The organism is Streptomyces violaceus, assembly GCF_036014075.1.
GTDB lineage: Bacteria > Actinomycetota > Actinomycetes > Streptomycetales > Streptomycetaceae > Streptomyces > Streptomyces violaceus.
Genome location: NZ_CP107911.1, coordinates 1,695,480 through 1,720,589, shown reverse-complemented (window position 1 = coordinate 1,720,589; position 25,110 = coordinate 1,695,480). Strand labels below are relative to the sequence as shown.

Genomic DNA, 25,110 nt, shown 5'->3' with positions numbered 1-25,110 from the left:
GCCGGCCGGTCACAGCGGTGCGCGCATGCACACTCGTGGCCAGCGGTCCAGGCCGTGGTCGGCCTCCGTCGCGCGGATCTCGCGCAGGCCGGGGGTGAGGTCCGGCTCGGTCAGGGCGTGGAAGCCGAGGCGGGCGTAGTAGAGGGCGTTCCACGGGACCTCCGCGAAGGTGGTCAGCGTCAGGGCGGTCAGGCCCTCCTCGCGGGCGCGGTCGGCGGCGTAGGCCAGGAGGTCCCGGCCCACGCCTCGGCGCGCGGCGCTCGGGTGGACCGAGACCTGCTCGATGTGCAGCGCGCCGTCCACGGGTTCGGCGAGGAGATACGCGACCGGGTGGTCCCGCTCGTCCACCGCGACCCAGCAGCGGCCGGCCCGGCGGTACCGCTCCAGCACGTCGAGCCCCGGCGGCTCGTCGTCGGCGATCTCCGGCATGCCGAGGTCGCGGAAGGGGGCGCCGGCGGCACGCTCGATGTCCTGGAGGGCGGGGAGTTCGGCGGATGCCGCCGTGCGGATGCGGGTGCGCATCCCGTGAGTATGGAGCGCGGTGGCGCGGTCAGGGTGCCGATTTCTTGGTGCCGGAGGTGTCCAGTGCGTCGGCCGGGGCGTTCACCGGGCGCGGTGTGCCCGTGAGGTCGAGGACGAACAGGGGGATTCCGAGGGCGTCCGCGCGGGCCCGGGCGTCGGTCGCGTATCCGGCGAGGGAGAAGTAGAGGCAGTCGGCGGACTCCGTCATGGCCGTCAGCCACAGGCACTCCACGTCCCGCAGCGTCGCCGGGCGCACGGCCGGGTCGACCTGCGCGAGGACGCCCCGGGCGGCGAGGCCGATGCCCGACGGCGGCCGTTGGTCCGCCCGGCGTACGTCCCGGTAGCCGAGCCAGCGCAGATACAGGGCGGTGGCCGTGACGGCGTCGAGCGCGGTACGGATGGTGACGGAGCGGAACGGCGGCCTGGCCGCAGCCGCACCGGCACCGGCAGCGGTCGCTCCAGTGGCGCCCGCGATGGCGGTGGCGGCCGTGGCGTCGCGTGCGTCCTGCGTGAATCGCCGCCGCGCGGCACCGGGGCCCTGGTCTGTCCCGTCATCGGGGCCGGCTGGCCCCGGCCCCTCCGCCACCGGCACCCGCAGCACCGTCCCGCACGCGCACCCCAGCTCCGGACGCGGCCACTCCCCGCTCCGGCCGCAGGACGCGCAGCGCACCGTCACCCAGTCGTCCTGCCAGACGCGATGCGAGACGGGCGTCGCCGAACAGTGGCGGTCCAGGGGCGGGGCGACCGGCGCACCGCACACGCAGGGGTACGCCGGAGCCCTGTAACGGTGCTCGCGGTGGCAGGCCGGGCAGCGCACCGGGACGGTCTCGGCCATGTCACTCCAGAACGGCGTCGCGTCGGGGACAGCGGCTCCATCGTGCTCCTTCGGGCCCCTGCCTGTCCGCCCCTTGCCATCTCTTGACGGCCTTCGTCCACCCCGCATACATTCATTCCAGATAGTAGAAAACAATTTCCACAATACGGAAGAGCTCACCGCGGGGCGCGACCGGAGTGCGAATCCCACAGCCGAAGCAGGAGTACTCGATGGCTCGAATGACCGCTGCCCGCGCGGCAGTTGAGATCCTCAAGCGCGAGGGCGTGACCGACGCGTTCGGTGTCCCGGGCGCGGCGATCAATCCCTTCTACGCGGCACTCAAGGCCTCCGGCGGCATCGCCCACACCCTCGCCCGGCACGTCGAGGGCGCCTCGCACATGGCCGAGGGCTACACCCGCACCCACCCGGGCAACATCGGCGTCTGCATCGGCACCTCCGGCCCGGCCGGCACCGACATGATCACGGGCCTGTACTCCGCGACCGGCGACTCCATCCCGATCCTGTGCATCACCGGCCAGGCCCCGACCGCCGTGATCCACAAGGAGGACTTCCAGGCCGTCGACATCGCCTCGATCGCCAAGCCGGTCACCAAGATGGCCGTGACCGTCCTGGAGGCGGCACAGGTCCCCGGCGTCTTCCAGCAGGCCTTCCATCTGATGCGCTCCAGCCGCCCGGGGCCGGTCCTCATCGACCTGCCGATCGACGTCCAGCTCACGGAGATCGAGTTCGACCCGGAGACGTACGAGCCGCTCCCGGTCTACAAGCCGGCCGCGACCCGCGCCCAGACCGAGAAGGCGATCACGCTCCTCAATGAGTCCGAGCGGCCGCTGATCGTCGCCGGCGGCGGTGTCATCAACGCCGACGCCGCGGAACTGCTCGTCGAGTTCGCCGAGTTGACCGGCACTCCGGTGGTCCCCACCCTCATGGGCTGGGGCGTCCTCCCCGACGATCACGAGCTGAACGCCGGCATGGTCGGCCTCCAGACCTCGCACCGCTACGGCAACGCGACCTTCCTGGAGTCCGACTTCGTCCTCGGCATCGGCAACCGCTGGGCCAACCGCCACACCGGCAAACTCGACGTCTACACGGCCGGGCGGAAGTTCGTCCACGTCGACATCGAGCCCACCCAGATCGGCAAGATCTTCGCCCCGGACTACGGCATCGCCTCCGACGCCAAGGCCGCGCTTGAGCTGTTCGTCGAGGTGGCACGGGAGCTGAAGGCGGCGGGCAAGCTGCCCGACCGCACCGAGTGGGCCGCCGCCGCGCAGGAGAGGAAGGCCACGCTCCAGCGCCGTACGCACTTCGACGACATCCCGATCAAGCCGCAGCGCGTCTACGAGGAGATGAACAAGGCCTTCGGGCCGGAGACCCGCTATGTCTCCACCATCGGCCTCTCGCAGATCGCCGGCGCCCAGATGCTCCATGTCTACCGGCCCCGCCACTGGATCAACTGCGGCCAGGCCGGTCCGCTCGGCTGGACCATCCCCGCCGCGCTCGGCGTCGCCAAGGCCGACCCGGAGGCGTCCGTCGTGGCGCTCTCCGGTGACTACGACTTCCAGTTCATGCTCGAGGAACTGGCCGTCGGCGCGCAGCACAAGATCCCGTACGTCCATGTCCTCGTCAACAACTCCTACCTGGGCCTGATCCGCCAGGCGCAGCGGGCGTTCGACATCGACTTCCAGGTCAACCTGGAGTTCGAGAACATCAACGCGCCCGAGCTCGGCGTCTACGGCGTCGACCACGTCAAGGTCGCCGAGGGCCTCGGCTGCAAGGCGATCCGCGTCACCGACCCCGCCGAGCTGGGCGCCGCCCTCGAGCAGGCCAAGAAGCTCGCCGCGGAGTACCGGGTCCCGGTCGTCGTCGAGGCGATCCTGGAGCGGGTCACCAACATCTCCATGTCGACGACCAACGACATCGGCAACGTCGTGGAGTTCGAGGAGATCGCCACGGAGCCCGGCCATGCGCCGACCTCGATCAAGACGCTGAAGGTCTGACGCCCAGGAGAACGTACGAGGAGAGGGGCGGTCCGTCCGTGGGGGCGGACCGCCCCTCACGCATGCCTGCGCCGCGTCCCTGCGCAGGGCCGGCCCCTCCCGCAGGGGGTCAGCTCCCGCCGCCTCCGCATCCGCCCCCGCCTCCACCGCAGTAGTGGTAACCCCCGCCACCGCCACCCCTGCCGCGCGGTGAGTTCTTGAGGAGGTTCTCGCCGCCCACCTCAGCCCGGCGGACCAGGCCCGCCCGCAGGGCGAAGCGCGGCACCAGCAGGTGCAGGGCCTGCTCGCCGTGCAGTGCGACGGCCAGCAGCCTCTCGTCGTCGCTCAGGCCGCGCCGGCTCGCGGGCAGCGGGTTGCTCTGCCGCAGCTCCCGCACCTGGCGGCGGGCGGCGCGCGTCGGGCCGAGCAGCGGGTAGCGCAGCAGGCCCGCCTCCGCGAGGGGGATGCGCATCAGCGCCACCGCGATCCGGATGTCCGGGTCCCTCACCAGCGTCCGGAGACCGGCGGGCTCGCGCAGGGACGTGTGCACCGCCTGCGCCAAGGGAGACGGCGGCCGCTCCGCGGACACGACGTCCGCGATGTCCTTCCGTATCGTCCCCGGCCGGTCGGCCTCCACCAGGCCCCGCAGATACAGGTCCACCACGGCGACGGTGACGGCGGCCCGCCGGCCGTCCCCCAGCAGTGCGATCTCGTGCGGCTCCAGGACCGCCGTACCGTCGCTCATGGCCTCACCCCCGTGACGGGGTCCGCCGCCCCCGTGCCGGCGGGCCCCGTGTGACGAGAATGTGCCCGGCCCCGGGGGCGGTTGAAGCCCCCGGGGCCGGGTTCAGAGGTTCATTTGAGGGTTTCGTACGGGGTCTACGACCGGTGGCGTAGGCGTGTTCACGCCTCGTGGTGCTCCGACAGCCCCGGCCAGTCGTCCGGGCCGCCGCCCTGCCACTCGACGAGGTCGCTCTCCGCGACATCGGTGACGTACAGGTCGGCCAGCCGCAAGATCTCGGCGACGTCGTCGGCGTGCGTGGCGACGCCCAGGGGCTCCTCACCCAGGGTGACCCGGCGGGATCCGTCCAGGGCGGGGGAGTGGACCACGACATGGGGATGCTCGGTTGGTTGTGCCATGCCTTCAGGCTCCTGCGGACGCATCTGTTCCGCACCCTGAGGGGCTGGCCGCCCGACGGCGCGAGGCTGGGCGCGACAGGACATTCGCGCCGCCGGACGGGTCTGCGGGAGGAAACAGGAACGTGCTGGGACCGCGGCGGGTGCGACGGAGCCCGGAACGGTCTTCCCTCGGGTCGAGAAGCCGCTCCCGGTCCTTCACCACCGCACTGGCTCGCCGCCGCCGCGGTCCACACCCTGCCCGCGTCCGTGCCCGGGGCGACCACCCCTCATCCGGGTCGCCCCGCGCGGTCGGACGCGGTCAGGGAGTTCAGTCCTCGCGCAGAGCGCGGACCGCCTCCTCCACGCGCCGCCCGTACTCGGGGTCGGCGGCGTGGAAGTGCGCGAGGTTCTTGTCGATCACGTCGTCGCGGGAGACCTGGGAGAGGCCGCCCGCGATGTTCGCGATCAGCCGTGACTTCTCCTCGGCGGACATCAGCCGGTACAGCTCGCCGGCCTGGAAGAAGTCGTCGTCCTTGGTGTGCGGGGGCGCCGCGTGGGTGCCCGTGTGTCCGGCGACCGCCAGCGGGGCCGCCAGCGGGCGGCCGGTCTCGGCCGGGCCGTCGTAGGAGTTCGGCTCGTAGTTCTTCGCCGCGCGGCCCTGGGCGTTGGACGCCATCAAGCCGTCCCGGCCGTAGTTCTGGGCGGTCGTGGCCCGGGGCGCGTTGACGGCCAGCTGCGTGTGGTTGACGCCCAGGCGGTAGCGGTGGGCGTCCGCGTAGGCGAACAGGCGGCCCTGGAGCATCTTGTCGGGGGAGGGACCGATGCCCGGCACGAAGTTGTTCGGGGAGAACGCGGCCTGCTCGACCTCGGCGAAGACATTGTCCGGGTTGCGGTCCAGCACCAGCCGGCCCACGCGCCGCAGCGGGTAGTCCTGGTGCGGCCAGACCTTGGTCAGGTCGAACGGGTTGAAGCGGTAGCCGTCCGCCTCGGCCGCCGGCATGAGCTGGACGTAGAGCGTCCAGGACGGGCGCACGCCCCGCTCGATGGCCTGGAGCAGATCAGTCTGGTGGGAGTTCGCGTCCCTGCCGACGGTCTCCGCGGCCTGCTCGGCGCTGAGGCAGCGGATGCCCTGGTTGGTCTTGAAGTGGTACTTGACGAAGAAGGCCTCGCCCGCGCTGTTCGTCCACTGGTAGGTGTGCGAGCCGTAGCCGTTCATGTGCCGGTACGAGGCCGGGATGCCGCGGTCGCCCATCAGCCAGGTCACCTGGTGCGTCGCCTCGGGGGAGTGCGCCCAGAAGTCCCAAACGTTGTCCGGCTCCTGACGGCCCGTGAACGGGTCGCGCTTCTGCGAGTGAATGAAGTCCGGGAACTTGATCGGGTCCTTGATGAAGAACACCGGGGTGTTGTTCCCGACGAGGTCGTAATTGCCTTCCTCCGTATAGAACTTGACGGCGAAACCGCGTGGATCACGCACCGCGTCCGCGCCGCCGAGCGAGTCGGCCACGGTGGAGAAACGCACGAACACCTCGGTGCGCCTGCCGACGGTGCTCAGGAAGTCGGCGTACGTGAACTCCGTGACGTCGTCGGTCACTTCGAAGTGGCCGTACGCGCCCGAGCCGCGGGCGTGCACCACACGCTCCGGGATGCGCTCGCGGTTGAAGCGCGCCAGCTTCTCCAGCAGATGCTGGTCCTGGAGCAGAAGCGGGCCGCCGGCGCCGGCGGTGGCGGAGTTCTGGTTGTCGGCGACGGGGGCGCCGGACTCGGTGGTGAGCACGCGCTGCGACATCGTGACCTTCCGATACGAGAGGGCAGCGGAAAAATGTTTCCGCTTCGTGGAGCCTAGGGTCGGGGTGAACCGAGCGTCAACAGTTTGTTGAAGTGGTGGGTATGGCTGAGCCGGGCGGCGCCGCCCCTTTGGGCGCGACAGGACAGGTGTCAGCGGCGGCGCCGCCCGGGGTCTGGGGACTCCCGGGGCTACGAGGTCCGGAAGGGGTCAGATCTGCGCGCCGGACAGCCGCTCCACCGCCCGCAGCAACGCCGAGTGGTCCAGGCCGCCGTCGCCCTGCGCACGCAGGCTCGCGACGAGCTGGGCGACCACGGCGCCCACGGGCAGGGCCGCGCCGACGTTGCGGGCGGCGTCCGTGACGATGCCCATGTCCTTGTGGTGCAGGTCGATACGGAAGCCCGGCTTGAAGTCACGGCCGAGGAAGTTGTCCTTCTTGCGGGTCAGCACGGTCGAGCCGGCGAGCCCGCCGTTCAGGACGTCCAGGGCCGCCTTCAGGTCCACGCCGGACTTCTCCAGGAAGACCACGGCCTCGGCGCACGCCTGGATGTTCACGGCGACGATCAGCTGGTTGGCGGCCTTCACGGTCTGGCCCGAGCCGTGCGGGCCACACAGCACGATGGTCTTGCCGAGTGCCTCGAGGATGGGCTTCGCGGCGTCGAAGTCGGCCTGCTCGCCGCCGACCATGATGGACAGCACGGCCTCGATCGCACCGGCCTCACCGCCGGACACCGGGGCGTCCAGGACACGGATGCCCTTGTCCTTCGCGGCCTTCGCCAGGTCGACCGAGGTCTGCGGCGTGATCGAGGACATGTCGATCAGCAGGGTGCCCGGCCTGGCGTTCTCCAGGATGCCGTCGGCGCCGTAGGAGATGGCCTCGACCTGGGGAGAAGCCGGAACCATCGTGATGACGACGTCGGCGTCCCGCACGGCCTCGGCGATGGAGGAGGCGGCGGTACCGCCCGCCGCCGCGAGACGGTCCAGCTTGTCCCGCTCCAGGGTGAAGCCGGTGACCTGGTAACCCGCCTTGATCAGGTTCTCGGACATGGGGGAGCCCATGATGCCGAGTCCTATCCAGGCGATCGCTGGGCGGGTCGGGTGGGAGGAAGCTGTGAGTGTGGTGCTCATGATGGGGTGCCTTTCGGTGCGGGGGTCAGCGGGACAGCCAGTCGAAGGCCTCGACGCTCGGGCGGTCGCCCGGCTTGTACTCGAGGCCGGTCCAGCCGTCGTAGCCCGCCTTCCGCAGCTGGTCGAGGAGGTCTTCGAGGGGCAGTGAGCCCGTCCCGGGGGCGCCACGGCCGGGGTTGTCGGCGATCTGGACGTGACCGGTCTTCGCGGCGTACCGCTCGATCACCGACGGGAGGTCCTCGCCGTTCATGGACAGGTGGTAGAGGTCCATCAGGAACCGCGCGTTGTCCAGTCCGGTCGCCTCGTTGACCTTGTCGACGACGTCCACGGCCGCAGGGGCGGAAACCAGTGGGTACAGCGGTGACTCGGGCTGGTTCAGTGCCTCGATCAGCAGCACCGCGCCGATCCGGTCCGCGGCCCGGGCCGCCAGCGTCAGGTTCTCCAGCGCGAGCGCGTCCTGCTCGGCCGGGTCCACGCCCTCGACACGGTTGCCGTACAAGGCGTTGAGGGCCGTGCAGCCCAGGGAGGCGGCGAAGTCGGCGGCCACGTCGATGTTGGCGCGGAACCGCTCCGACTCCTCGCCGGGGAGCGACAGGGCGCCGCGGTCCGGGCCCGGGAGCTGCCCGGCGTAGAAGTTCAGGCCGGTGAGACGGACGCCCGCCTCCCCGATCGCCCGCTTCAGGGCGGCGAGCTCGGACCGCTCGGGGACGGGCGAGTCGACCCAGGGCCACCACAGCTCGACCGCGGTGAAGCCGGCCGCGGCGGCGGCCGCGGGGCGCTCCAGGAGGGGGAGCTCCGTGAAGAGGATCGACAGGTTGACGTTGAAGCGCTGGTCTGCGAATCCCATCGGGGCGGCGCTCCCTTCCTTATCTTCCGTTAGACTTTCCACATTGTGGAATCTCATTTCTGCTTAACGGAAGATTGCCCCTGGTGTGCGAGGGCTGTCAAGAGGGGCTGCCGGAAAGTCCGTCCCGCGCGTTAGGTTGAGCGCGTGCGACTGAGAGTGGAGTTCACGACCGAGCCCTTCGACCTGGACGAGGCGCCCGCGCACGCGCTGGTGGCCCGCGAGGTCGTGGAGGCCGCCGAGCTGGACGCCGTGGACGTCGGCCCGTTCGGCAACACCGCGGAGGGTGGTGCCGACGCGGTGCTCACCGCCGTGGACGCCCTGCTCCGCAAGGCCCTGGAGGCCGGCGCCACCCGGATCTCGCTCCAGGTCAACGTGGCCGAGGAGGGTGAGGCGTGAGCGGCGCGGGAGACGAGCCGTTCATCGCGGCCGTGAAGCCCCTGGTCGACGCCATGGGCGGCGAGATGATCCCGCCCGACGAGGCCGGCCCCGACGACGTCGTCCTCTCCTGGGAGGGCGGCGACGCCGTCGCCGTGCGGCTGCCGCAGCTCGCCGACTCCCTCGATCACATCCTCGCCGCGATGGAGCGCCGCAAGGGCCCGCTGGCCGACCTGGACCGCAAGGCGAAGCAGGAGGTCGTGCGGATACTCGAGGCGCGCGGCGCCTTCTCCGTACGGCACGGGGTGGAGACGGTGGCGAGCGCCCTGGGTGTCAGCCGCTTCACCGTCTACAACTACCTCAACCGCGAGAAGGGGGCCTGACCGGCCTCCGTATCCGCCTCCGTGTCCTCGTCGCGAATTTTCAACAAACTGTTGACGTGTCGTCGCGGGAGGGCGTTAGCTATCGGCACGCCCGTTCAGCACGAAGGCCGTATCCGGCCACGGAGGCTCCCGTGACTTCCACTTCCACGCCGCCGGGCCTGGCCCGGTTCAACGCCGTCGAGGAGCATGCGGCCTTCACCGCACTCCACGAGGCGTGTGCCTCCACGGCGTGGGCGAAGCGACTGCTCGCCGCCCGCCCCTACGCCACCCCGGAGGACCTGTACGCCGCGAGCGACGCCGCCATGGCGGAACTGACGGTCACGGATCTCGAAGAGGCGATGGCCGGCCACCCGCCCATCGGCCGTCCCAAGGCCGGCGACCCCACGTCGGCCCGGGAACAGCGCGGCATGTCCGGCGCCTCCGAGGAACTCAAGACGGAGATGCTCGAACTGAACCTCGCCTACCAGGAGAGGTTCGGCCATGTCTTCCTGATCTGCGCCACCGGCCGCACCGGCGAGCAGATGCGCGACGCGGTCAGGGAACGGATCGGCAACCCGCCGGAGCGGGAGCGGGAGATCGTCCGCACCGAACTGGGGAAGATCAACCGCATCCGTCTGGCCCGACTCGTCGAAGAGGACTGACAGCAGCATGAGCACCTCCGCCACCGCGTCCGTGTCCACCCACATCCTGGACACCAGCGTCGGCCGCCCCGCCGGGGGCGTCGCCGTCCACCTGTCCGCCCGCTCGGGGCGCGGGGCGGACTGGCAGGCGCTCGGCGGCTCCGCGACCGACGCGGACGGCCGGTGCAAGGACCTCCCGGCCCTGCCGGAGGGGACCACCCACGTGCGGCTCGACTTCGCGGTGGAGCCGTACTTCGAGAAGTTCGCGAACGTCGCGAAGAAGCAAGCCGATGCGCAGCAGGACGCCCCCGCGAATCGGGACAGCGGCGCCGGTGTGTTCTTCCCGGAGGTGGCGATCACGTTCGCCGTCGTACCGGGCGAGCACTACCACGTACCGCTGCTGCTCAACCCGTTCGGCTACTCCGTATACCGAGGGAGCTAGCTAGAGATGGCAGACAATTCCCGCCCTGCCCGCCCTGTGATCCTGGGACAGAACCAGTACGGCAAGGCCGAGAACCGAGTCGTAAAGATCACGCGGGACGGCGCCACCCACCACATCAAGGACCTGAACGTCTCGGTCGCGCTCTCCGGCGATATGGACGAGGTCCACTACTCCGGCTCGAACGCCAACGTCCTGCCGACCGACACCACCAAGAACACGGTGTACGCGTTCGCCAAGGAGCACGGCATAGAGTCGGCCGAGCAGTTCGGCATCCACCTCGCCCGGCACTTCGTGACCTCGCAGGAGCCGATCAAGACGGCCCGCATCCGCATCGAGGAGTACGCCTGGGAGCGGATCGAGGCCGCGGACGCCAACTCGCGGTTCATCGGGGCCGACGAGGTCAAGCACTCCTTCGTCCGCAAGGGCCAGGAGACGCGGCTCACGCAGATCACGTACGACGGTGAGCGGTGGGAGGTCGTCTCCGGCCTCAAGGACCTCGTCGTGATGAACTCGACCAACTCCGAGTTCTGGGGCTACGTCAAGGACAAGTACACGACGCTGAAGGAGGCCTACGACCGCATCCTGGCCACCCAGGTCTCCGCCCGCTGGCGCTTCAACTGGACCGACGACGACCAGCGCATGCCCCACTGGGAGAAGTCCTACGAGCAGACGAAGAAGCACATGCTCCAGGCCTTCGCCGAGACGTACTCGCTGTCGCTCCAGCAGACCCTGTACCAAATGGGTTCGCGGATCATCGACAACCGCGGCGAGATCGACGAGGTCCGCTTCTCCCTGCCGAACAAGCACCACTTCCTGGCCGACCTGGAGCCGTTCGGGCTGAAGAACGACAATGAGGTGTACTTCGCCGCCGACCGCCCCTACGGCCTGATCGAGGCGACGATCCTGCGGGACGGCTGCGAGCCGCGCATCCCCGTGGATCTCACCAATCTCTGACGTTCCCTCTTTCGGCACCCGTGGCCGGGGAACCTGTCTCTCCGGCCACGGCACTCAAACAACCGGGGTCCTGCCGTGCCCTCTCCACATCAGCGCAAAGGACGAACCATGGCAGCAGACCTGCGCATCGTCATCGAGAACTGTGCGATCGCGACCGTCGACGCGAACGACACCGAGTACGCCTCCGGGTACGTCGTCCTCGCGGGCAACCGCATCGAGTCGCTCGGCGCGGGCACGGCCCCCGAGGGCCTGGAGAACGTCGTACGCCGTATCGACGCCTCCGGTCACCTGGTGACCCCCGGCCTGGTCAACACCCACCACCACTTCTACCAGTGGATCACCCGGGGTCTGGCCACCGACCACAACCTCTTCGACTGGCTGGTCGCGCTGTACCCGGTCTGGGCGCGCATCGACGAGCCGATGGTGCGCGCGGCGGCCCAGGGCTCGCTGGCGGTGATGGCCCGCGGCGGTGTCACCACCGCCATGGACCACCACTACGTCTTCCCGCGGGGTTCCGGCGACCTGTCCGGCGCGATCATCGGCGCCGCCCGCGACATGGGCGTCCGCTTCACACTCGCGCGCGGCTCCATGGACCGCAGTGAGAAGGACGGCGGCCTGCCCCCGGACTTCGCCGTCGAGACCCTGGACGGGGCGCTGGCCGCGACGGAGGAGACCGTCCGGCAGCACCACGACTCCTCCTTCGACGCGATGACCCAGGTCGCCGTCGCGCCCTGCTCGCCCTTCTCCGTCTCCACCGAACTGCTGCGGGACGGCGCCCAGCTCGCCCGCCGGCTCGGCGTACGGCTCCACACCCACGGCTCGGAGACCGTGGAGGAGGAGAAGTTCTGCCACGAACTGTTCGGCATGGGCCCGACCGAGTACTTCGAGTCCACCGGCTGGCTCGGCGAGGACGTGTGGATGGCGCACTGCGTCCACATGAACGACTCCGACATCGCCGCCTTCGCCCGGACCAGGACGGGCGTCGCGCACTGCCCGTCGTCCAACGCCCGCCTCGCGGCCGGTATCGCCCGTGTCCCGGACATGCTGGCGGCCGGCGTCCCGGTCGGCCTCGGCGTCGACGGCACCGCGTCCAACGAGTCCGGCGAACTCCACACCGAGCTGCGCAACGCCCTCCTCATCAACCGCCTCGGCCCGCACCGGGAGGCCGCCCTGAACGCCCGTCAGGCCCTGCGCCTCGGCACGTACGGCGGCGCCCAGGTCCTGGGCCGGGCGGCGGAGACCGGCTCCCTGGAGCCGGGCAAGCTCGCCGACCTGGTCCTGTGGAAGCTGGACACGGTCGCCCACGCCTCCATCGCCGACCCGGTGACCGCCCTGGTCTTCGGCGCGGCGGCTCCGGTCACCGCCTCCTTCGTCGACGGCCGGCAGATCGTCGAGGACGGCCGGCTGCTCACGGCCGACGAGGACGCCATCGCCCGCTCGACGCGGGACGAGGCCCAGCGGCTGGCGAGGATCGCCGCGCAGGGCTGAACACCCCGATGACTCCGGCCGGGAGGGACGGCTCCCGGACGGTGGCCGTGGACCCGAGCGGGGACCACGGCGGCCGCCTCCGGGGCGCGCGTGAACGCGTGCGCCCCGGGACGGCCCCCCGTCACCCGCAAGTCCGGTCCCGCACGACCACCCGCACCACCTCCTTGACACCCACGGCAGCCATGGACGCGGCCGTGTACCCGACCGGAGGGAAGCCGCCGTGGCCGACCACCCCGTTGACGAAAAACTCCCCGCGCTCAAGATGGCGACCACCGGCCTCCAGCACGTGGCCGCCATGTACGCCGGAGTCGTCGCCCCACCCCTGATCGTCGGCGCGGCCATCGGCCTGACCGCCACCGACCTGACCTTCCTCACCGGCGCCTGCCTGTTCACCGCGGGCCTCGCCACCTTCCTGCAGACCCTCGGCATCTGGAAGATCGGTGCCCGGCTGCCCTTCGTCAACGGCGTCACCTTCGCCGGTGTCGCCCCCATGACGGCGATCGTCGCCTCCACCGAGGACAAGTCCGACGCCCTGCCGATCATCTTCGGCGCGGTCATCGTCGCCGGACTCCTGGGCTTCATAGCCGCCCCCTTCTTCAGCAAGGCGGTCCGCTTCTTCCCGCCGGTGGTCACGGGGACGGTCATCACCCTCATCGGCATCTCCCTCCTCCCGGTCGCCTTCGGCTGGGCGCAGGGACCCGACCCCGCGGCGCACGACTACGGTTCGGCGACGAACCTGGGGCTGGCCGCCGTCACCCTGTTGATCGTGCTGCTCCTGCGCCGCTTCACCACCGGCTTCGTCAAGCAGATCGCCGTGCTGCTCGGCCTGGTCGCCGGCACGCTGATCGCGATCCCGTTCGGTGCCACGGACTTCGGCCCTGTCGCGGACGCGGCCGTCATCGGCTTCCCGACCCCGTTCCACTTCGGCGCCCCGCAGTTCCAGCTGGCCGCGATCGTCTCGCTGTGCGTGGTGATGGTGGTCTCGATGACCGAATCGACCGCCGACATGCTGGCCTTGGGCGAGATAGTCGACCGCCCGGCGGACGAGAAGACCATCGCGGCCGGTCTGCGCGCCGACACCCTCGGCTCGGCGGTCAGCCCGCTCTTCAACGGCTTCATGTGCAGCGCCTTCGCGCAGAACATCGGCCTGGTCGCCATGACGAGGATCCGCAGCCGGTACGTCGTCGCCACCGGCGGCGGCTTCCTGGTGCTGATGGGCCTGTGCCCCATGGCCGCCTCGCTGATCGCCGTCGTACCGCGCCCGGTGCTCGGCGGCGCGGGCGTGGTCCTGTTCGGCTCGGTCGCCGCCAGCGGCATCCAGACCCTGGTCAGGGCCGGCCTGGACAAGGACAACAACGTCCTGATCGTGGCCGTCTCCCTGGCCGTCGGCATCATCCCCATCACGGCGCCGGAGTTCTACCACGCGTTCCCTCAGACGGCGCGGATCGTCCTGGACTCGGGCATCTCGACGGGGTGTGTGGCGGCCGTCCTGCTGAACCTGGTCTTCAACCACCTGGGCAACAAGGACGCACAGGACGTCACCCACCCCATGGAGGCCGGCGAGGAGATCACCGGGGCGAGCCGGGCCCCGGCCGCCCCATGAGATCGGGGCCGACAGGCGGGCCGGGCGCTACAGTCCGAACACTTCCGGGTCCGCCGCGAGCTTCCTGAAGTACTCCTGTGGGTCCGCGACCAGCTTGCGGGCCTTCAGGTCCATCAGGCCGCCGACCCCGGTGATCTCGGCCGCCACCGTGCCGTCGGTCTTGCGGACGGTCTGCTCGATACGGAACGTCTTGCCGCTGCCCCACTCGAAGGCGCACGTCACCTCGACCTCGTCGCCCGCGAGCAGCTCCCGCCGGTAGCGGATGGTCGTCTCCAGGGCGACCGGGCCCACGCCGGTTCCCACGAGTGCGGACTGGCTGATGCCCGCGGCCTGGAGCAACGACCAGCGGGCGTGTTCCGCGTAGTTCAGGTACACGCTCTGGTTGAGGTGACCCTGCACGTCGGTCTCGTAACCGCGGACGGTCACTGGGACGGAAAACGGCTCGCTCACAACTCTCCCCTCTCGCACCGGACTTGGTGCACTGCGCAACGATCCACCGATCTTGGCATGCTCATCACGCTCGGCGTGGTGAAGCCAGGAGATACCGGGTTCCGGTGCGCGGTTCGCGGTGGTCGCTCACCTGCCAGCCTGCCCCCTCCAGCGTGGTCGCGCAGGCGCGCAGTGCCTCACTGTCCGGCTCGTGCACGGCCACGGCCTCCGGCTGCGGGGTCGTCCGCACCCGGTACCCCGAGGCGCCCGGCCCCGGCCCGGCCGGACGGTGCCCGGCCGCCTCCAGGGCGAGCGCGGCGGCCTCCGCCAGACGCGTACGCTCCCAGCCGCAGGGCCGGTCCATGGCCCCGCCCGGGTTGGTCATCCGGCGCAGCTCCAGCAACCCCTGCCAGGCGCTGTGCACCTCTCGGCGCCGGGCCGGCCCGGTTTCCGGCGGGGTCTCCTCGCCCCCGACGCGTGCCGTGAACACGCCCGCCGACGCGGGAGCCTCCGTGGCGGGCTGGGGCGTCTCCAGCACGCCCTGCCGTACCCGATGTCCCTCCGGCGTAAGAAAGTGATCGTGCGGCGGCCGGGGATGCCGGAAGGCCAGCCCGCGCTTGACCAGCGCGGCGAGCTGTGCCTCCGTACCCCTGAGCCGCCCGGTGACCGGGTCGGCGGTGTCGATGACGCGCCGTTGCGCGGCGGTCGGCGGTCGGGTCACGGTGCGCTCCTCTCCGGCCTCCAACAGGCCCGGGGCACTCGCCCCACCTGCTCGAAGGCTACGACCCGCCACTGACAATCCGGGCCTACTGCCGGTACCCGCTCAGGAACCGCCCGATCCGGCCGATGGCCGCCTCCAGGTCATCGGCGTGGGGCAGAGTGAGGATCCGGAAGTGATCCGGGGTCGGCCAGTTGAAGCCCGTGCCCTGGACCACCTGGATCTTCTCCCGCAGCAGCAGGTCGAGGACGAACTTCTCGTCGTCGTGGATCTTGTGCACCTTGGGGTCGATGCGCGGGAAGGCGTACAGCGCGCCCTTCGGCTTCACACAGGTCACGCCCGGGATCTCGTTGAGCTTCTCCCAGGCCACGTCCCGCTGTTCCAGCAGCCGCCCGCCCGGCTTGGTGAGGTCGCCGATGGACTGCCGCCCGCCGAGCGCGGCCTGGATGGCGTACTGGGCGGGCGCGTTGGCGCACAGCCGCATGGAGGCCAGCATGGTGAGGCCCTCCAGGTAGTCCTTGGCGTGCTGCCTGGGGCCCGTGACCACCAGCCAGCCGGAGCGGAAGCCCGCCACCCGATACGTCTTCGACAGCCCGCAGAAGGTGAGAACGACCAGGTCGGGGGCGAGCGCGGCGGCCGAGTGGTGCACGGCGTCGTCGTAGAGGATCTGGTCGTAGATCTCGTCGGCGAACACCATCAGGCCGTGCCGCCGGGCGAGATCGAGGATGCCCTCGACGATCTCCTTCGGGTAGACCGCGCCGGTGGGGTTGTTCGGGTTGATGATCACGACCGCTTTGGTCCGGTCCGTGATCTTCGACGCCATGTCGTCCAGGTCCGGGTACCAGTCGGCCTGCTCGTCGCACAGGTAGTGGACGGCCTTGCCGCCCGCGAGGGTCGTCACCGCCGTCCAGAGGGGGAAGTCAGGGGCGGGGACGAGGATCTCGTCGCCGTCCTCCAGTAGTGCCTGTACGGCCATGGAGACCAGCTCCGATACGCCGTTGCCGAGGAAGACGTCGTCGACGCCCACCTCCAGGCCCAGCGTCTGATAGCGCTGTGCGACCGCCCGGCGGGCTGACAGGACACCGCGCGAGTCCGTGTAGCCGTGCGCCTGCGGCAGCATCCGGATCATGTCCTGGAGGATCTCCTCCGGCGCCTCGAACCCGAAGAGCGCCGGGTTGCCGGTGTTCAGGCGCAGCACACTGTGCCCCGCCTCCTCCAGCGCGTTGGCGTGCTCGATGACCGGGCCGCGGATCTCGTAACAGACCTCGCTGAGCTTGCTCGACTGCCGGAACTCCATGCGCGCGCTTCTCCTCGGCTGACTGGTGTTGCTTGGTTTTACCAAGTAGCCGCTTGGAAAGTCCAACAACTTGTCTAGACTGCGTCGCATGCCACCTCGCCGAAGCTACGACCAGTACTGTTCCGCCGCCCGCGCGCTCGACCTGGTCGGGGACCGCTGGACCCTGCTGATCGTCCGGGAGCTCCTCGCCGGTCCCCGCCGCTACACCGACCTGCACGCGGACCTGCCCGGCGTCAGCACGGACGTACTCGCCTCGCGGCTCAGGGACATGGAGCGCGACGGCCTCGCGACCCGCCGCCGGCTGCCACCGCCCGGTGCGGCCTCGGTGTACGAACTCACCGACCGTGGAAGGGCGTTGCTGCCGGTGCTCCAGGCGCTGGGGGCGTGGGGACAGGCGGAACTGGGGGAGCGGCGGCCGACGGACGCGGTACGGGCACACTGGTTCTCCCTGCCCCTGCTGCGTCAGCTGGACGGGGAAGGGATCGTGGAAGTCCGCCTGGAGGAAGGGCACTTCCACCTCTACGCCGGTGCCGAGGACGGGCCCGTGTACGGCGACGGGCCCGCCCCCGGCGAGCCGGACGCCCTGCTGGTCCTGGACACCGGCACCTGTACGGCCATCGGCCGGGGCGAGTTGAGCCTGGTCCAGGCTGTCAGGGAGGGCCGGGTCGAGGTGAGCGGCGACGGCACGCTCGCCAAGTCACTGCACGACACATGACGGAAGGCCCCCACGAAGCGGGCCTTCCGAGTCCGGGTCAGGCAGCGGGCGGCATCCGTGACGGCCGCCCCGAGCCGCGCGTCAGCGCGTACCCGGCGACACCCGCCAGCGCGGCCAGCGCCCCGCCCATCGCGGTCCACACCCACCGGTCCGACCACCAGCCGGACGCCCAGCCGTCCTCGGGTTCGAGCCCGGCCAGGACCGCCGAGGACTCCTCCTCGTCCCCGGACCTCGTCGCGATCCCCGGCACCAGCGGCTCGGCCAGCGAGCCGTCCACCGCCGCCGAGCCGCCGATGTCCCGGGAGTCCACCCGCACTTCGGAGTCGACCGGGAGGCCCAGGTCGGAGGCGGCTACGCCGGTGGCCGTCAGCCGGACGTAGTACGTGCCCGGCAGCGGGTCGTTCGCCCAGGGCTCCGACCAGGCGCGGACCGTGCGCAGCACGCAGGCCAGTTCGACGGAGGGGGCGTCCGCGGCGGCGGTGCGCGTCTGCGCCCCGTACTGGCAGGCCTGGCGGCGGCGCAGACCGTCGTACACGTCGATCTGCCAGGTCTGCGTGGTGTGGGTGTCCGGCAGCTTCACCGTCGCCCCGACCGTGGGGCGCTGCCCGGTGTCGGCGGGGAACGACCAGTACAGGTAGTCACCTGTGGAGCCGCTCGCCGTGGCCCGCTGCCCTTGCTCGATCTCCGTCGCGGTGCGGAAGGAGGTGCCCGCCCGGGTGGGCACCGCCGACGCGTCCTGCGACGGACTCGGCGAGGAGTCGGCCGCGGCAGGAGCTGCCGCCAGTCCCAGGGTCAGCAACGCGGCGCTCAACGCACGTACTACTCGCATCAGTTGGTCCTCCAGACCGCGAACCGCCAGCGCGACAGCCAGCCCCAGACGAGACCGGCGAGGAAGCCGGTGAGGATCAGCGAGCCGAGCAGCCACCAGCCACGGCCGAGGCCGAAGGAGGCCACGTCGCCCGACTGGCTCGGGCCGTCCACGACGTCGACGGTCAGCTCCAGCGGCAGACCGGGCGTGGTCTTCACCCCGGAGGCCGCCGAGAAGGAGTGGGTGACCGCCAGACACACGGTCTCCGCGGCCGGCTTGTCACCGTCGGTGCCGTCGCGCTCGGGCTCGGGCCACCTGAGCCCCGTCGAGATCACGTCCGTACGGCCGTTGCCCGCCGCCTCGCCGCGCACGATCTCCCGGCCGTTGACCGTCACGGCCCGCAGCAGCACGCCGTAGCCGGGGTTCACGGCCCGGTCGGCCGCGACACTCACCGAGGCGCGCAGCTCCTGCCCCGGCAGGACCTCCACCCGGTACCAGCGCTGTTGCCCGAACTCCTCCCGGTCGGTGTACAGGCCCGACTTCAGTGCCGGTGCCTCCACGCACCGCGACGCGCCCTCCGCCGGCACCGGCGTCACCACCGGATCGGCCGCCTGGTCCACCAACTGGTTGACCTTGTCGGTGAGTTCGTCCTGGTGCTCCACCGAGGTGTACGTACCGCCGGTGGCCTCGGCGATGCAGCTCAGCTGCCTGCTCAGCTTGGCCGTCGGCACCAGGCCCAGCGTGTCGATGGTCAGGCCGATGCCCTTCGCCGCGATCTCGCGGGCCACCTCGCACGGGTCGAGCGGGGCACAGGTGTCCTCGCCGTCGCTGATCAGCACGATCCGCTTGGAGCCATCGCCGCCGTCCAAGTCGTCGGCCGCCTTCAGCAGGGCCGGGCCGATCGGCGTCCAGCCCGTCGGAGTGAGCGTGGCGACGGCCGTCTTGGCCTCGGTGCGGTCCAGCGGGCCGACCGGGTAGAGCTGCGCGGTGTCCTTGCAGCCCGTCTTCCGGTCGTCCCCGGGGTAGTCGGCGCCGAGGGTGCGGATGCCGAGTTCGACCTCCTCGGGCGTCGCGTCGAGCACCTCGTTGAACGCCTTTTTCGCGGCGGCCATTCGCGACTGTCCGTCGATGTCCCGGGCCCGCATCGAGCCGCTCACATCGAGGACGAGGTCGACCTTGGGGGCGGCCTGGCCCGTGGGTTCGCCGGCGGCCGCTCCGGCCGGGAGGACGATCCCGGCCGTCAACGCGGCGAGCAGGGCACCCACGCCCGCCGCCAGCCGTTTTCTTGTGATCATCGGCGGATCTTATTGACCGGCGGGGCCGTGCTCCAAAACGCGGCTCACGCAAGGGGGTTGGGCAGTTCCGCCCACTGGTCCCCGGGCGTCTGCGGCGAGAGCCGCATCAGCGTCAGCGCCTTGGTGGGCAGGGGCTCCGCTCGTAGTGCCGCGAGGTCCGGGGTGTGCGGCAGATCGTCCACGGCCGTCTCCAGTGCCGCCGTGAGCGCCGGCTCCGACCCCGCCGTCCCGGCCAGCGCGCCCGCCACCAGCGAGCCGAACAGCTTGCGGCGGAGCGTGCGTTCGTCGTCCGTGATCATCCGGGCGGGCAGGTCGGGCACCGTGATGCCGTGCCGGGCCAGGCGGGCCGGGCTGACGCGGATGTCGGCCAGGTCGCGGTAGACCAGCCGCAGCGGATCGCCCTTGGGTGAGAGGACCACGAGGAGGTTCTGGCCGTGTGCCTCCAGGGCCACGCCCAGCTCCAGCAGCCGCAGCCCGACGGTGAGGGCGAGGCGCGCGAAGCCGGCCAGCCAGGCGGGGGAGCGGGGGAGCGCGCTGGTGGCGAGCGCCGCCACGGGCAGGACCCGTTCACCGCTCCCGGCGTACGTCTGCGGCGACTCCCGCAGAACGGCCGCGAAGTCGGGGGAACCGGCCGCCGCGGCGCCCAGGGTGCGGGTCACGTGCAGCAAGCCGTCCGTGCGGGCGGCGGGCGTCTCGGCGAAGTCCGACAGCATCGCCGACGCGGCGATTGAGGGCAGCGAGATGTCCCGCACCGACGACGTCAGCCGGGCGCTGAGCGAGGTCTTGACGTGTGGCCCGCCGGGCAGGGCGAGTGTCCGCAGGGACATCAGCGGATGCGCGGCGCGCCGCTCCTCGCACTCCCGCTTCAGCACATGCGCGGCCTGCCAGGGGTGCACCGGCAGCACCACGCGCCGCCCGTCCCGCAGATCCCGCGGCCAGGCCCCCGTCACCAGGCACTCCTCCGCCCGCACCGGTACCAGCCCCAGCTCCACGACCGGCCGGTGCTCGGGCCCGTAGGCGAGCTGCTCGGCCACCGAGAAACCCGGCCGGGACCGGCAGGTGGGGTGGAACGGATGCCCGTCGACGATCCGCTGCTCCCACTCCCAGTCGTTCCCCGGCCACTCGTCCGCCGCGTGCACCTCCTGCCCCGCTCTCGACAGCGCCAACGAAGCGACGCTGTGCCCGAGTTCAGCGGCGAAGGAGGCGGAGTGAGGTACGGCGAGGTCCGTCACCAGCCGCGCCGGATCGTCGTACTCCGCCCCGTCGAGCACTGCGACGGTGACGTAGTCGCCGGTCGCGTACGGATCCGGCGGCGGGCCGTGCAGCCGGCGGCCGTCGGACAGGGACAGGGTCAGCCCGTCCCGGCCCCGCTCCCTGCGGGCCACCCAGGGCAGCGGATCATGCGCGAGACCGCGCCACAGACGGGACAGCACGGCCGCCCGGGCGCCGGGCAGTTCGGCCTCGTACCGCGGCAGCAGGCCGGGCCGGACGACGGCCAGTTCGTCGGCGACCTCGGCCTCGGCGGTGGGGGGACGGTGCACGGGCGGGCTCCTCGGGTACGAATAGGGCGTCACGGCGCGATGACGACGACCGACATACTGATCATCTCCGCCAGGAAGTCCGGAAGCCCCGGAAGGGCTGTGGGGAACGTAGAGAACACAAGGAACGCAGGGAAACGAGTGGATCGCGTGGATCTCATGCCCCCGCCCGCCGACGCGTACGCCGCCGTGCCGCTGCTGAACTGCCTGCTGCGGGAAGTGGCCCGGCCGGTGCGCCGGACCGGCGAGCACCTGATCTACCGCCTGCCCGGCGGAGACCGTCTGCTGCGGGTGCGCGGGACGCGGCGGCCCGCCGAACCCGAGGTCCACGGGCCGGACGGCTGGCAGCGCGTCGGCCATACCGAGCTGGTCAAACTCGTCGCCGAGGAACTGCGCCGGCACACCGGGCTGTCCAACCACGAACTGCCCGCCGAAATGATCGACAGCAGGGACGCCGTGGCCGCCCTGCTGGAGGCCCGGGACGGCGTGACCCCGCCCGGCGACCCCTACCTGCGCTCCGAACAGTGCCTCCTCACCGGCCACACCCACCACCCCGCCCCCAAGGCGCGCGGCGGTGGCCCGGCCGCGGGCTGGCTGCCGTACGCGCCCGAGGCGTACGCCCGTTTCCCGCTGATCCTGCTCGGGCTGCGCGAGGACACCGTCGTCGAGGAGGGCGACACCGCGGCCCTCGACGCCCTCGGCACCGCCCCGCCCGGCTACCGGCTGCTGCCGGCCCACCCCTGGCAGCTGGACCTGGCGAGCGCGGAACTCGCCGCGGCCTTCGCGGACGGCAGGCTGGTCCGGCTCGGCACGACCGCCTTCGACACCTGGCCCACGGCCGCGATCCGCACGCTCTACGCACCCGGGCAGGACCTCTTCCTGAAGTTCAGCCTGGACGTGCGCATCACCAACGACATCCGCCGGCTGTGGCGCCACGACCTGCTCGCCCTGCGCCGGACCGACGCGGCCGTGTGCGCCGCCTTCGAGACGTTCGACGGCCCCCCGGCCTGGCTCGGCGACCGCGGGTACCGCACCGCCGACTTCGCCTTCGAGGCCCTGGCCGTCCTCGTCCGAGACGGCTTCGCCGGCCGTCTCCGGCCCGGCGCGACCCCGCTGCTCGCCGCCGGACTCGTCGAGGGCTTCGACGGCAGCCCGCTCGAGAGCGCCGCCGACCCCGGGGCCTGGTGGGCGGCGTATCTGGCGCAGGTGGTGCCCCCGGCCCTGGAGGCCTTCGCCCGGCACGGCGTCGTCATCGAGGCTCATCTGCAGAACACCCTGGTCGCCGTGGACGCCGACGGCCTGCCCGTGCAGGCGCTGTACCGGGACGCCGAGGGCGTGAAACTGCTGCCGGACGTCTCCCGGGAAGCCGGCTGGGAGCGGCTCGTGTACTGCCTGGTCGTCAACCACCTCACCGAGATCGCCGCCGCCCTCACCGAACGCCACCCCGGTTTCGACCCCTGGCCCGCCGCCCGCCGCGAACTCGCCCGCCACGACCTGCCCGAGATCTCCGGCCTGCTCACCTCGCCCACCCTCCCCGCCAAGACGAACCTCCTGCTGCGCTGGACGGGCGCGGACGGCGCCGACGCCCGCTACCTTCCGCTGCCCAACCCGCTCAGGGAAGGGACATGACCCGGCTCGCGCCCAGGTGGTCGGTGCGGGGTGAGACCTTGGCGCCCTCGTCGAGCGACGGCCGCATGCGAGGATGATCGTCGAACAAGGCGACGGCGGAACGAGGAAGCCGGTGTGAATCCGGCGCGGTCCCGCCACTGTGACCGGCCTCGGCCGGGAGCCAGGAGACTCACGCGGTCGCCTCCTCGACGAACCACCGGGGCGGATCTCCCCGGAGAGAGGAAGGGTGCGGGCATGTCCGCAACCCCGGCCGGAGGGGTTCCGTGCCGCGTCGTCGTGTGCCGGGACTGCTGCTGCGGCAGCGGCAAGGTGACCGGCGTCGACCACACGGCCCAGACCGAGCGGCTGCGCGAGGCGGCGCCCGTGCGGGTCTCCGAGTGCCTCGACGTCTGCGACCAGGCCAACGTCATCGTCGTACAGCCGTCCGCGGCGGGCCGGGCCGCCGGGGCCCGGCCGGTGTGGCTCGGGTTGGTCAACGACCCGGCCGCGACCGAGGACGTCGTCTCCTGGGTCCGCGAGGGCGGCCCCGGTGTCGCCCCCCTGCCCGACATCCTCGACCTGTACGTCTTCAGCCCACGGGGGAGGCCCCGCACGGACGTCTCATGACTCGGCGGCCGGGACGCAGAGGACGGGGACGCTCGAGAGGTGCAGCAGCTTGTGGGGAGTCGAGCCCAACAGCGCCCCGCGCACCGGGCTCTCGCCCCATGTGCCCACCACGATCACCCTGCCGCGATGGCGCGCCGCGGCGTCGATCAGGGCCTGCGCGGGCCGCTGGTCGATGATCTCGACCGTGGTGCGCACGCCGGCCTCCCCGGCCACCCGGACCGCGTGGCCGAGTGCGGAGTGTCCGGCCTCGCGGACGGCCTCGTGGTGCGCCGTGTACTCGTCCCCCGTGACGCCGGGGGCCGCGGCGCCGTAGACGAGCACCAGCGGTTCGCCGTACGCGGACGCCACCTCGATCGCGACCTGCAGCGCGCGCCGGGCGCCCGGGGATTCGTCGTAGCCGAGGACCACCGACATCTCAGGACTCCTTGCCGTGCTTGCCGGGGACGAGGCCGGGGTCGACCACGCTGGGGTGTTCCGACCAGAAAACGGGGGCCATCAGCCGCCACACGACCATGAGGATCACGCCCGTGACGATGATGCCGATACCGATGACCAGCGGGGGACCGAGCCCGAACCACGAGACGCCGCTGTAGGAGTTGGCGGGGTCGGACATGTCCGCCACGGATTCCACCAGCAGCCACGCCAGCAGCCCGGCACCGACCAGGGGGCCGAGCCCGATCAGGAAGAAGTCGCGGACACTGCGGGTCAGCTGGCGGCGGTAGTAGACCGCACACGCGACACCCGTGAGCGCGTAGTAGAACGCGATCAGCAGGGACAGCGCGGTCAGCGAGTCGAAGAGGGCGTTCTCGCTGATGTGGTAGAGGACGAGATACCAGACGATGGCGATGCCGGCGACCCACCAGGTGCTCACGTCGGGGGTGCGGAACCGGGGGTTGATGCGGCCGAAGTGCGCGGGCAGCGCGTGCCGGCGGGCCATCGACAGACCCGTGCGCGACGCCGGGATGATCGTCGTCTGCGTGGACGCGAGCGCGGACGTCGACACCGCCAGCAGCACGACCCAGTCCCAGCCGCCCATCGCCTCTTCGGCGAGCAGCGCGAAGATGAACTCCTCCTCCGCCGCGTTCTCGGCCAGGTAGGCCGTTCCGGCGTAGGCCACGACCGCGAAGCCGACCGCCACATAGGTCACCAGCAGCAGCACCGTCGACCACACGGCCGCCTTGCCGGGGGCGGTGGCGGAGTCCTCGGTCTCCTCGGTGAGGTTGACCGCCGACTCCCACCCCCAGTAGATGAACACGCCCAGCAGCAGGGCGGCGGTCAGGGACGCCCCGCCCGCTCCGAAGGGATCGAGCCAGCTGAACTCCGGTTCGATGGAGTCGAGGGTGCCGGTGTCGGCGTAGACGCGGTAGAGCGCCACCACGGCGAAGACCAGCAGACAGGCGACCTGCGCCAGGATGAGGACGTTCTGCACCTTGGCCGACACGTCGATGCCGATCACGCAGACGGCCGTCATCACCAGGATGAGCAGCACGGTCAGCACCTGGCGCACGACGTCGTTGTCCGCCCAGCTGTCCAGGCCGACGGCGAGCAGGAAGAAGGTCACGGCCACATCGGCCAGCGACCCGACGACCAGGACACCCGTCATCGCGATGGCCCAGCCGCCCAGCCAGCCCGCCCACGGCCCCATGGCCCGGGTGACCCACGAGAAGGTCGTACCGCAGTCCTGGTCGACCTTGTTGAGGTAGTAGAACGCCGACGCGATCAGCAGCATCGGCACGAACGACGCGACCATCACCCCGGGGGCGTAGATGCCCACCAGTGCCACGACCGGGCCGATGACCGCCGCCACCGAGTACGCCGGTGAGGTCGCGTTGAGCCCGATGACCAGCGCGTCGAGGAACCCGATCGCATTGGGCTTCAGGCTCGCGGACGGTGGCGGGCCCGCGTCCGTGATGTCCTTGGCCATGCTCCCTCACTCCCGTTGTGCGTGGATCCATACAACAGGCAGGTGTGAGGCATTTTAGCCATTGATGACCTTTTGGGAT

General features: G+C 71.2%; 26 protein-coding genes and 1 riboswitch. Of the genes, 11 read left to right on the top strand and 15 right to left on the bottom strand.

The window, feature by feature from the left end:
- Nucleotides 1–9: 9 nt before the first annotated feature.
- On the bottom strand, nt 10–522 hold the full coding sequence (locus OG542_RS07755; RefSeq protein ID WP_328409352.1) for a GNAT family N-acetyltransferase: 513 nt from the start codon (nt 520–522) through the stop codon (nt 10–12).
- Nucleotides 523–550: 28 nt separating this feature from the next.
- Nucleotides 551–1,357 (bottom strand): hypothetical protein, encoded by an 807-nt coding sequence (locus OG542_RS07750; RefSeq protein ID WP_328409350.1) that lies wholly within the window; start codon nt 1,355–1,357, stop codon nt 551–553.
- A 209-nt stretch (nt 1,358–1,566) separates the two neighbouring features.
- Here OG542_RS07750 and gcl point away from each other — a divergent pair, with 209 nt between their 5' ends.
- Complete coding sequence (gene gcl / locus OG542_RS07745; protein WP_328409348.1) at nt 1,567–3,351, top strand: glyoxylate carboligase; 1,785 nt, start codon at nt 1,567–1,569, stop codon at nt 3,349–3,351.
- A 109-nt stretch (nt 3,352–3,460) separates the two neighbouring features.
- Here gcl and OG542_RS07740 read toward each other — a convergent pair whose 3' ends face one another.
- The 5 genes from OG542_RS07740 to OG542_RS07720 form a co-directional block, all read right to left on the bottom strand.
- Entirely contained in the window at nt 3,461–4,075 is a 615-nt protein-coding gene (locus OG542_RS07740) for a DUF2207 domain-containing protein (protein ID WP_328409346.1), read from the bottom strand.
- A 158-nt stretch (nt 4,076–4,233) separates the two neighbouring features.
- On the bottom strand, nt 4,234–4,470 hold the full coding sequence (locus OG542_RS07735) for a hypothetical protein (RefSeq protein WP_193476809.1): 237 nt from the start codon (nt 4,468–4,470) through the stop codon (nt 4,234–4,236).
- A gap of 307 nt (nt 4,471–4,777) precedes the next feature.
- Nucleotides 4,778–6,235, bottom strand: a complete 1,458-nt coding sequence (locus OG542_RS07730) for a catalase (RefSeq protein ID WP_328409344.1) — start codon at nt 6,233–6,235, stop codon at nt 4,778–4,780.
- A 207-nt stretch (nt 6,236–6,442) separates the two neighbouring features.
- Entirely contained in the window at nt 6,443–7,360 is a 918-nt protein-coding gene (locus tag OG542_RS07725; protein ID WP_328409342.1) for a 2-hydroxy-3-oxopropionate reductase, read from the bottom strand.
- Between the two features lie 25 nt (nt 7,361–7,385).
- Nucleotides 7,386–8,207 (bottom strand): TIM barrel protein, encoded by an 822-nt coding sequence (locus tag OG542_RS07720; protein ID WP_328409340.1) that lies wholly within the window; start codon nt 8,205–8,207, stop codon nt 7,386–7,388.
- 144 nt (nt 8,208–8,351) lie between these two features.
- Between OG542_RS07720 and OG542_RS07715 the strand changes: the two genes are divergently transcribed.
- From OG542_RS07715 to OG542_RS07685, 7 genes are all read left to right on the top strand, one after another.
- Nucleotides 8,352–8,603 carry a hypothetical protein gene (locus OG542_RS07715; protein ID WP_184588829.1) on the top strand — a complete coding sequence of 84 codons (252 nt, stop codon included), beginning with the start codon at nt 8,352–8,354 and terminating at the stop codon, nt 8,601–8,603.
- The gene (locus OG542_RS07710) at nt 8,600–8,965 is read left to right on the top strand and encodes a helix-turn-helix domain-containing protein (protein ID WP_193476813.1); all 366 of its coding nucleotides are present in this window, start codon (nt 8,600–8,602) and stop codon (nt 8,963–8,965) included. The genes OG542_RS07715 and OG542_RS07710 overlap by 4 nt, the downstream gene beginning before the upstream one ends.
- A 131-nt stretch (nt 8,966–9,096) precedes the next feature.
- Nucleotides 9,097–9,606 carry a 2-oxo-4-hydroxy-4-carboxy-5-ureidoimidazoline decarboxylase gene (gene uraD, locus OG542_RS07705; protein ID WP_311128487.1) on the top strand — a complete coding sequence of 170 codons (510 nt, stop codon included), beginning with the start codon at nt 9,097–9,099 and terminating at the stop codon, nt 9,604–9,606.
- A 7-nt stretch (nt 9,607–9,613) separates the two neighbouring features.
- Entirely contained in the window at nt 9,614–10,027 is a 414-nt protein-coding gene (gene uraH, locus OG542_RS07700) for a hydroxyisourate hydrolase (protein ID WP_328409337.1), read from the top strand.
- A gap of 6 nt (nt 10,028–10,033) precedes the next feature.
- Entirely contained in the window at nt 10,034–10,981 is a 948-nt protein-coding gene (pucL, locus tag OG542_RS07695; RefSeq protein ID WP_328409335.1) for a factor-independent urate hydroxylase, read from the top strand.
- Between the two features lie 108 nt (nt 10,982–11,089).
- Nucleotides 11,090–12,469: an 8-oxoguanine deaminase gene (locus OG542_RS07690; RefSeq protein ID WP_261678577.1), complete on the top strand. Its 1,380-nt coding sequence runs from the start codon at nt 11,090–11,092 to the stop codon at nt 12,467–12,469.
- A 220-nt stretch (nt 12,470–12,689) separates the two neighbouring features.
- A complete protein-coding gene (locus OG542_RS07685) occupies nt 12,690–14,072 on the top strand; it encodes a nucleobase:cation symporter-2 family protein (RefSeq protein ID WP_311128491.1) in 1,383 nt (460 codons plus the stop codon).
- Nucleotides 14,073–14,099: 27 nt separating this feature from the next.
- On the opposite strand, the gene OG542_RS07680 is transcribed toward OG542_RS07685, so the two are convergent.
- From OG542_RS07680 to OG542_RS07670, 3 genes are all read right to left on the bottom strand, one after another.
- Nucleotides 14,100–14,522 carry an acyl-CoA thioesterase gene (locus OG542_RS07680; RefSeq protein WP_328409331.1) on the bottom strand — a complete coding sequence of 141 codons (423 nt, stop codon included), beginning with the start codon at nt 14,520–14,522 and terminating at the stop codon, nt 14,100–14,102.
- A gap of 64 nt (nt 14,523–14,586) precedes the next feature.
- Nucleotides 14,587–15,222 carry a hypothetical protein gene (locus OG542_RS07675; RefSeq protein WP_328409329.1) on the bottom strand — a complete coding sequence of 212 codons (636 nt, stop codon included), beginning with the start codon at nt 15,220–15,222 and terminating at the stop codon, nt 14,587–14,589.
- A gap of 85 nt (nt 15,223–15,307) precedes the next feature.
- On the bottom strand, nt 15,308–16,516 hold the full coding sequence (locus OG542_RS07670) for a pyridoxal phosphate-dependent aminotransferase (RefSeq protein WP_184588813.1): 1,209 nt from the start codon (nt 16,514–16,516) through the stop codon (nt 15,308–15,310).
- An 88-nt stretch (nt 16,517–16,604) separates the two neighbouring features.
- On the opposite strand from OG542_RS07670, the gene OG542_RS07665 reads away from it, so the two are divergent.
- Nucleotides 16,605–17,231, top strand: coding sequence for a winged helix-turn-helix transcriptional regulator (locus OG542_RS07665; RefSeq protein ID WP_328409327.1), 627 nt, complete (start codon nt 16,605–16,607; stop codon nt 17,229–17,231).
- A gap of 37 nt (nt 17,232–17,268) precedes the next feature.
- On the opposite strand, the gene OG542_RS07660 is transcribed toward OG542_RS07665, so the two are convergent.
- The 3 genes from OG542_RS07660 to OG542_RS07650 are packed head-to-tail and all read right to left on the bottom strand — an operon-like array spanning nt 17,269 to nt 20,875.
- Complete coding sequence (locus OG542_RS07660) at nt 17,269–18,060, bottom strand: hypothetical protein (RefSeq protein WP_328409325.1); 792 nt, start codon at nt 18,058–18,060, stop codon at nt 17,269–17,271.
- Complete coding sequence (locus OG542_RS07655) at nt 18,060–19,334, bottom strand: vWA domain-containing protein (RefSeq protein WP_328409324.1); 1,275 nt, start codon at nt 19,332–19,334, stop codon at nt 18,060–18,062. The genes OG542_RS07660 and OG542_RS07655 overlap by 1 nt, the downstream gene beginning before the upstream one ends.
- Before the next feature lie 44 nt (nt 19,335–19,378).
- Nucleotides 19,379–20,875: an IucA/IucC family protein gene (locus tag OG542_RS07650; RefSeq protein WP_328409322.1), complete on the bottom strand. Its 1,497-nt coding sequence runs from the start codon at nt 20,873–20,875 to the stop codon at nt 19,379–19,381.
- Nucleotides 20,876–21,013: 138 nt separating this feature from the next.
- Here OG542_RS07650 and OG542_RS07645 point away from each other — a divergent pair, with 138 nt between their 5' ends.
- Together OG542_RS07645 and OG542_RS07640 are read left to right on the top strand one after the other, a co-directional pair.
- Nucleotides 21,014–22,501: an IucA/IucC family protein gene (locus OG542_RS07645; protein WP_408057735.1), complete on the top strand. Its 1,488-nt coding sequence runs from the start codon at nt 21,014–21,016 to the stop codon at nt 22,499–22,501.
- A 60-nt stretch (nt 22,502–22,561) separates the two neighbouring features.
- Nucleotides 22,562–22,688, top strand: a riboswitch (cobalamin riboswitch).
- Nucleotides 22,689–22,735: 47 nt separating this feature from the next.
- Nucleotides 22,736–23,107: a (2Fe-2S) ferredoxin domain-containing protein gene (locus OG542_RS07640; protein ID WP_328409320.1), complete on the top strand. Its 372-nt coding sequence runs from the start codon at nt 22,736–22,738 to the stop codon at nt 23,105–23,107.
- Here the strand turns inward: OG542_RS07640 and OG542_RS07635 are convergent.
- Both OG542_RS07635 and OG542_RS07630 read right to left on the bottom strand, forming a co-directional pair.
- On the bottom strand, nt 23,102–23,521 hold the full coding sequence (locus OG542_RS07635; RefSeq protein ID WP_193476827.1) for a universal stress protein: 420 nt from the start codon (nt 23,519–23,521) through the stop codon (nt 23,102–23,104). The genes OG542_RS07640 and OG542_RS07635 overlap by 6 nt on opposite strands.
- A 1-nt stretch (nt 23,522) precedes the next feature.
- Complete coding sequence (locus OG542_RS07630; protein ID WP_328409317.1) at nt 23,523–25,031, bottom strand: APC family permease; 1,509 nt, start codon at nt 25,029–25,031, stop codon at nt 23,523–23,525.
- Nucleotides 25,032–25,110: the final 79 nt, after the last annotated feature.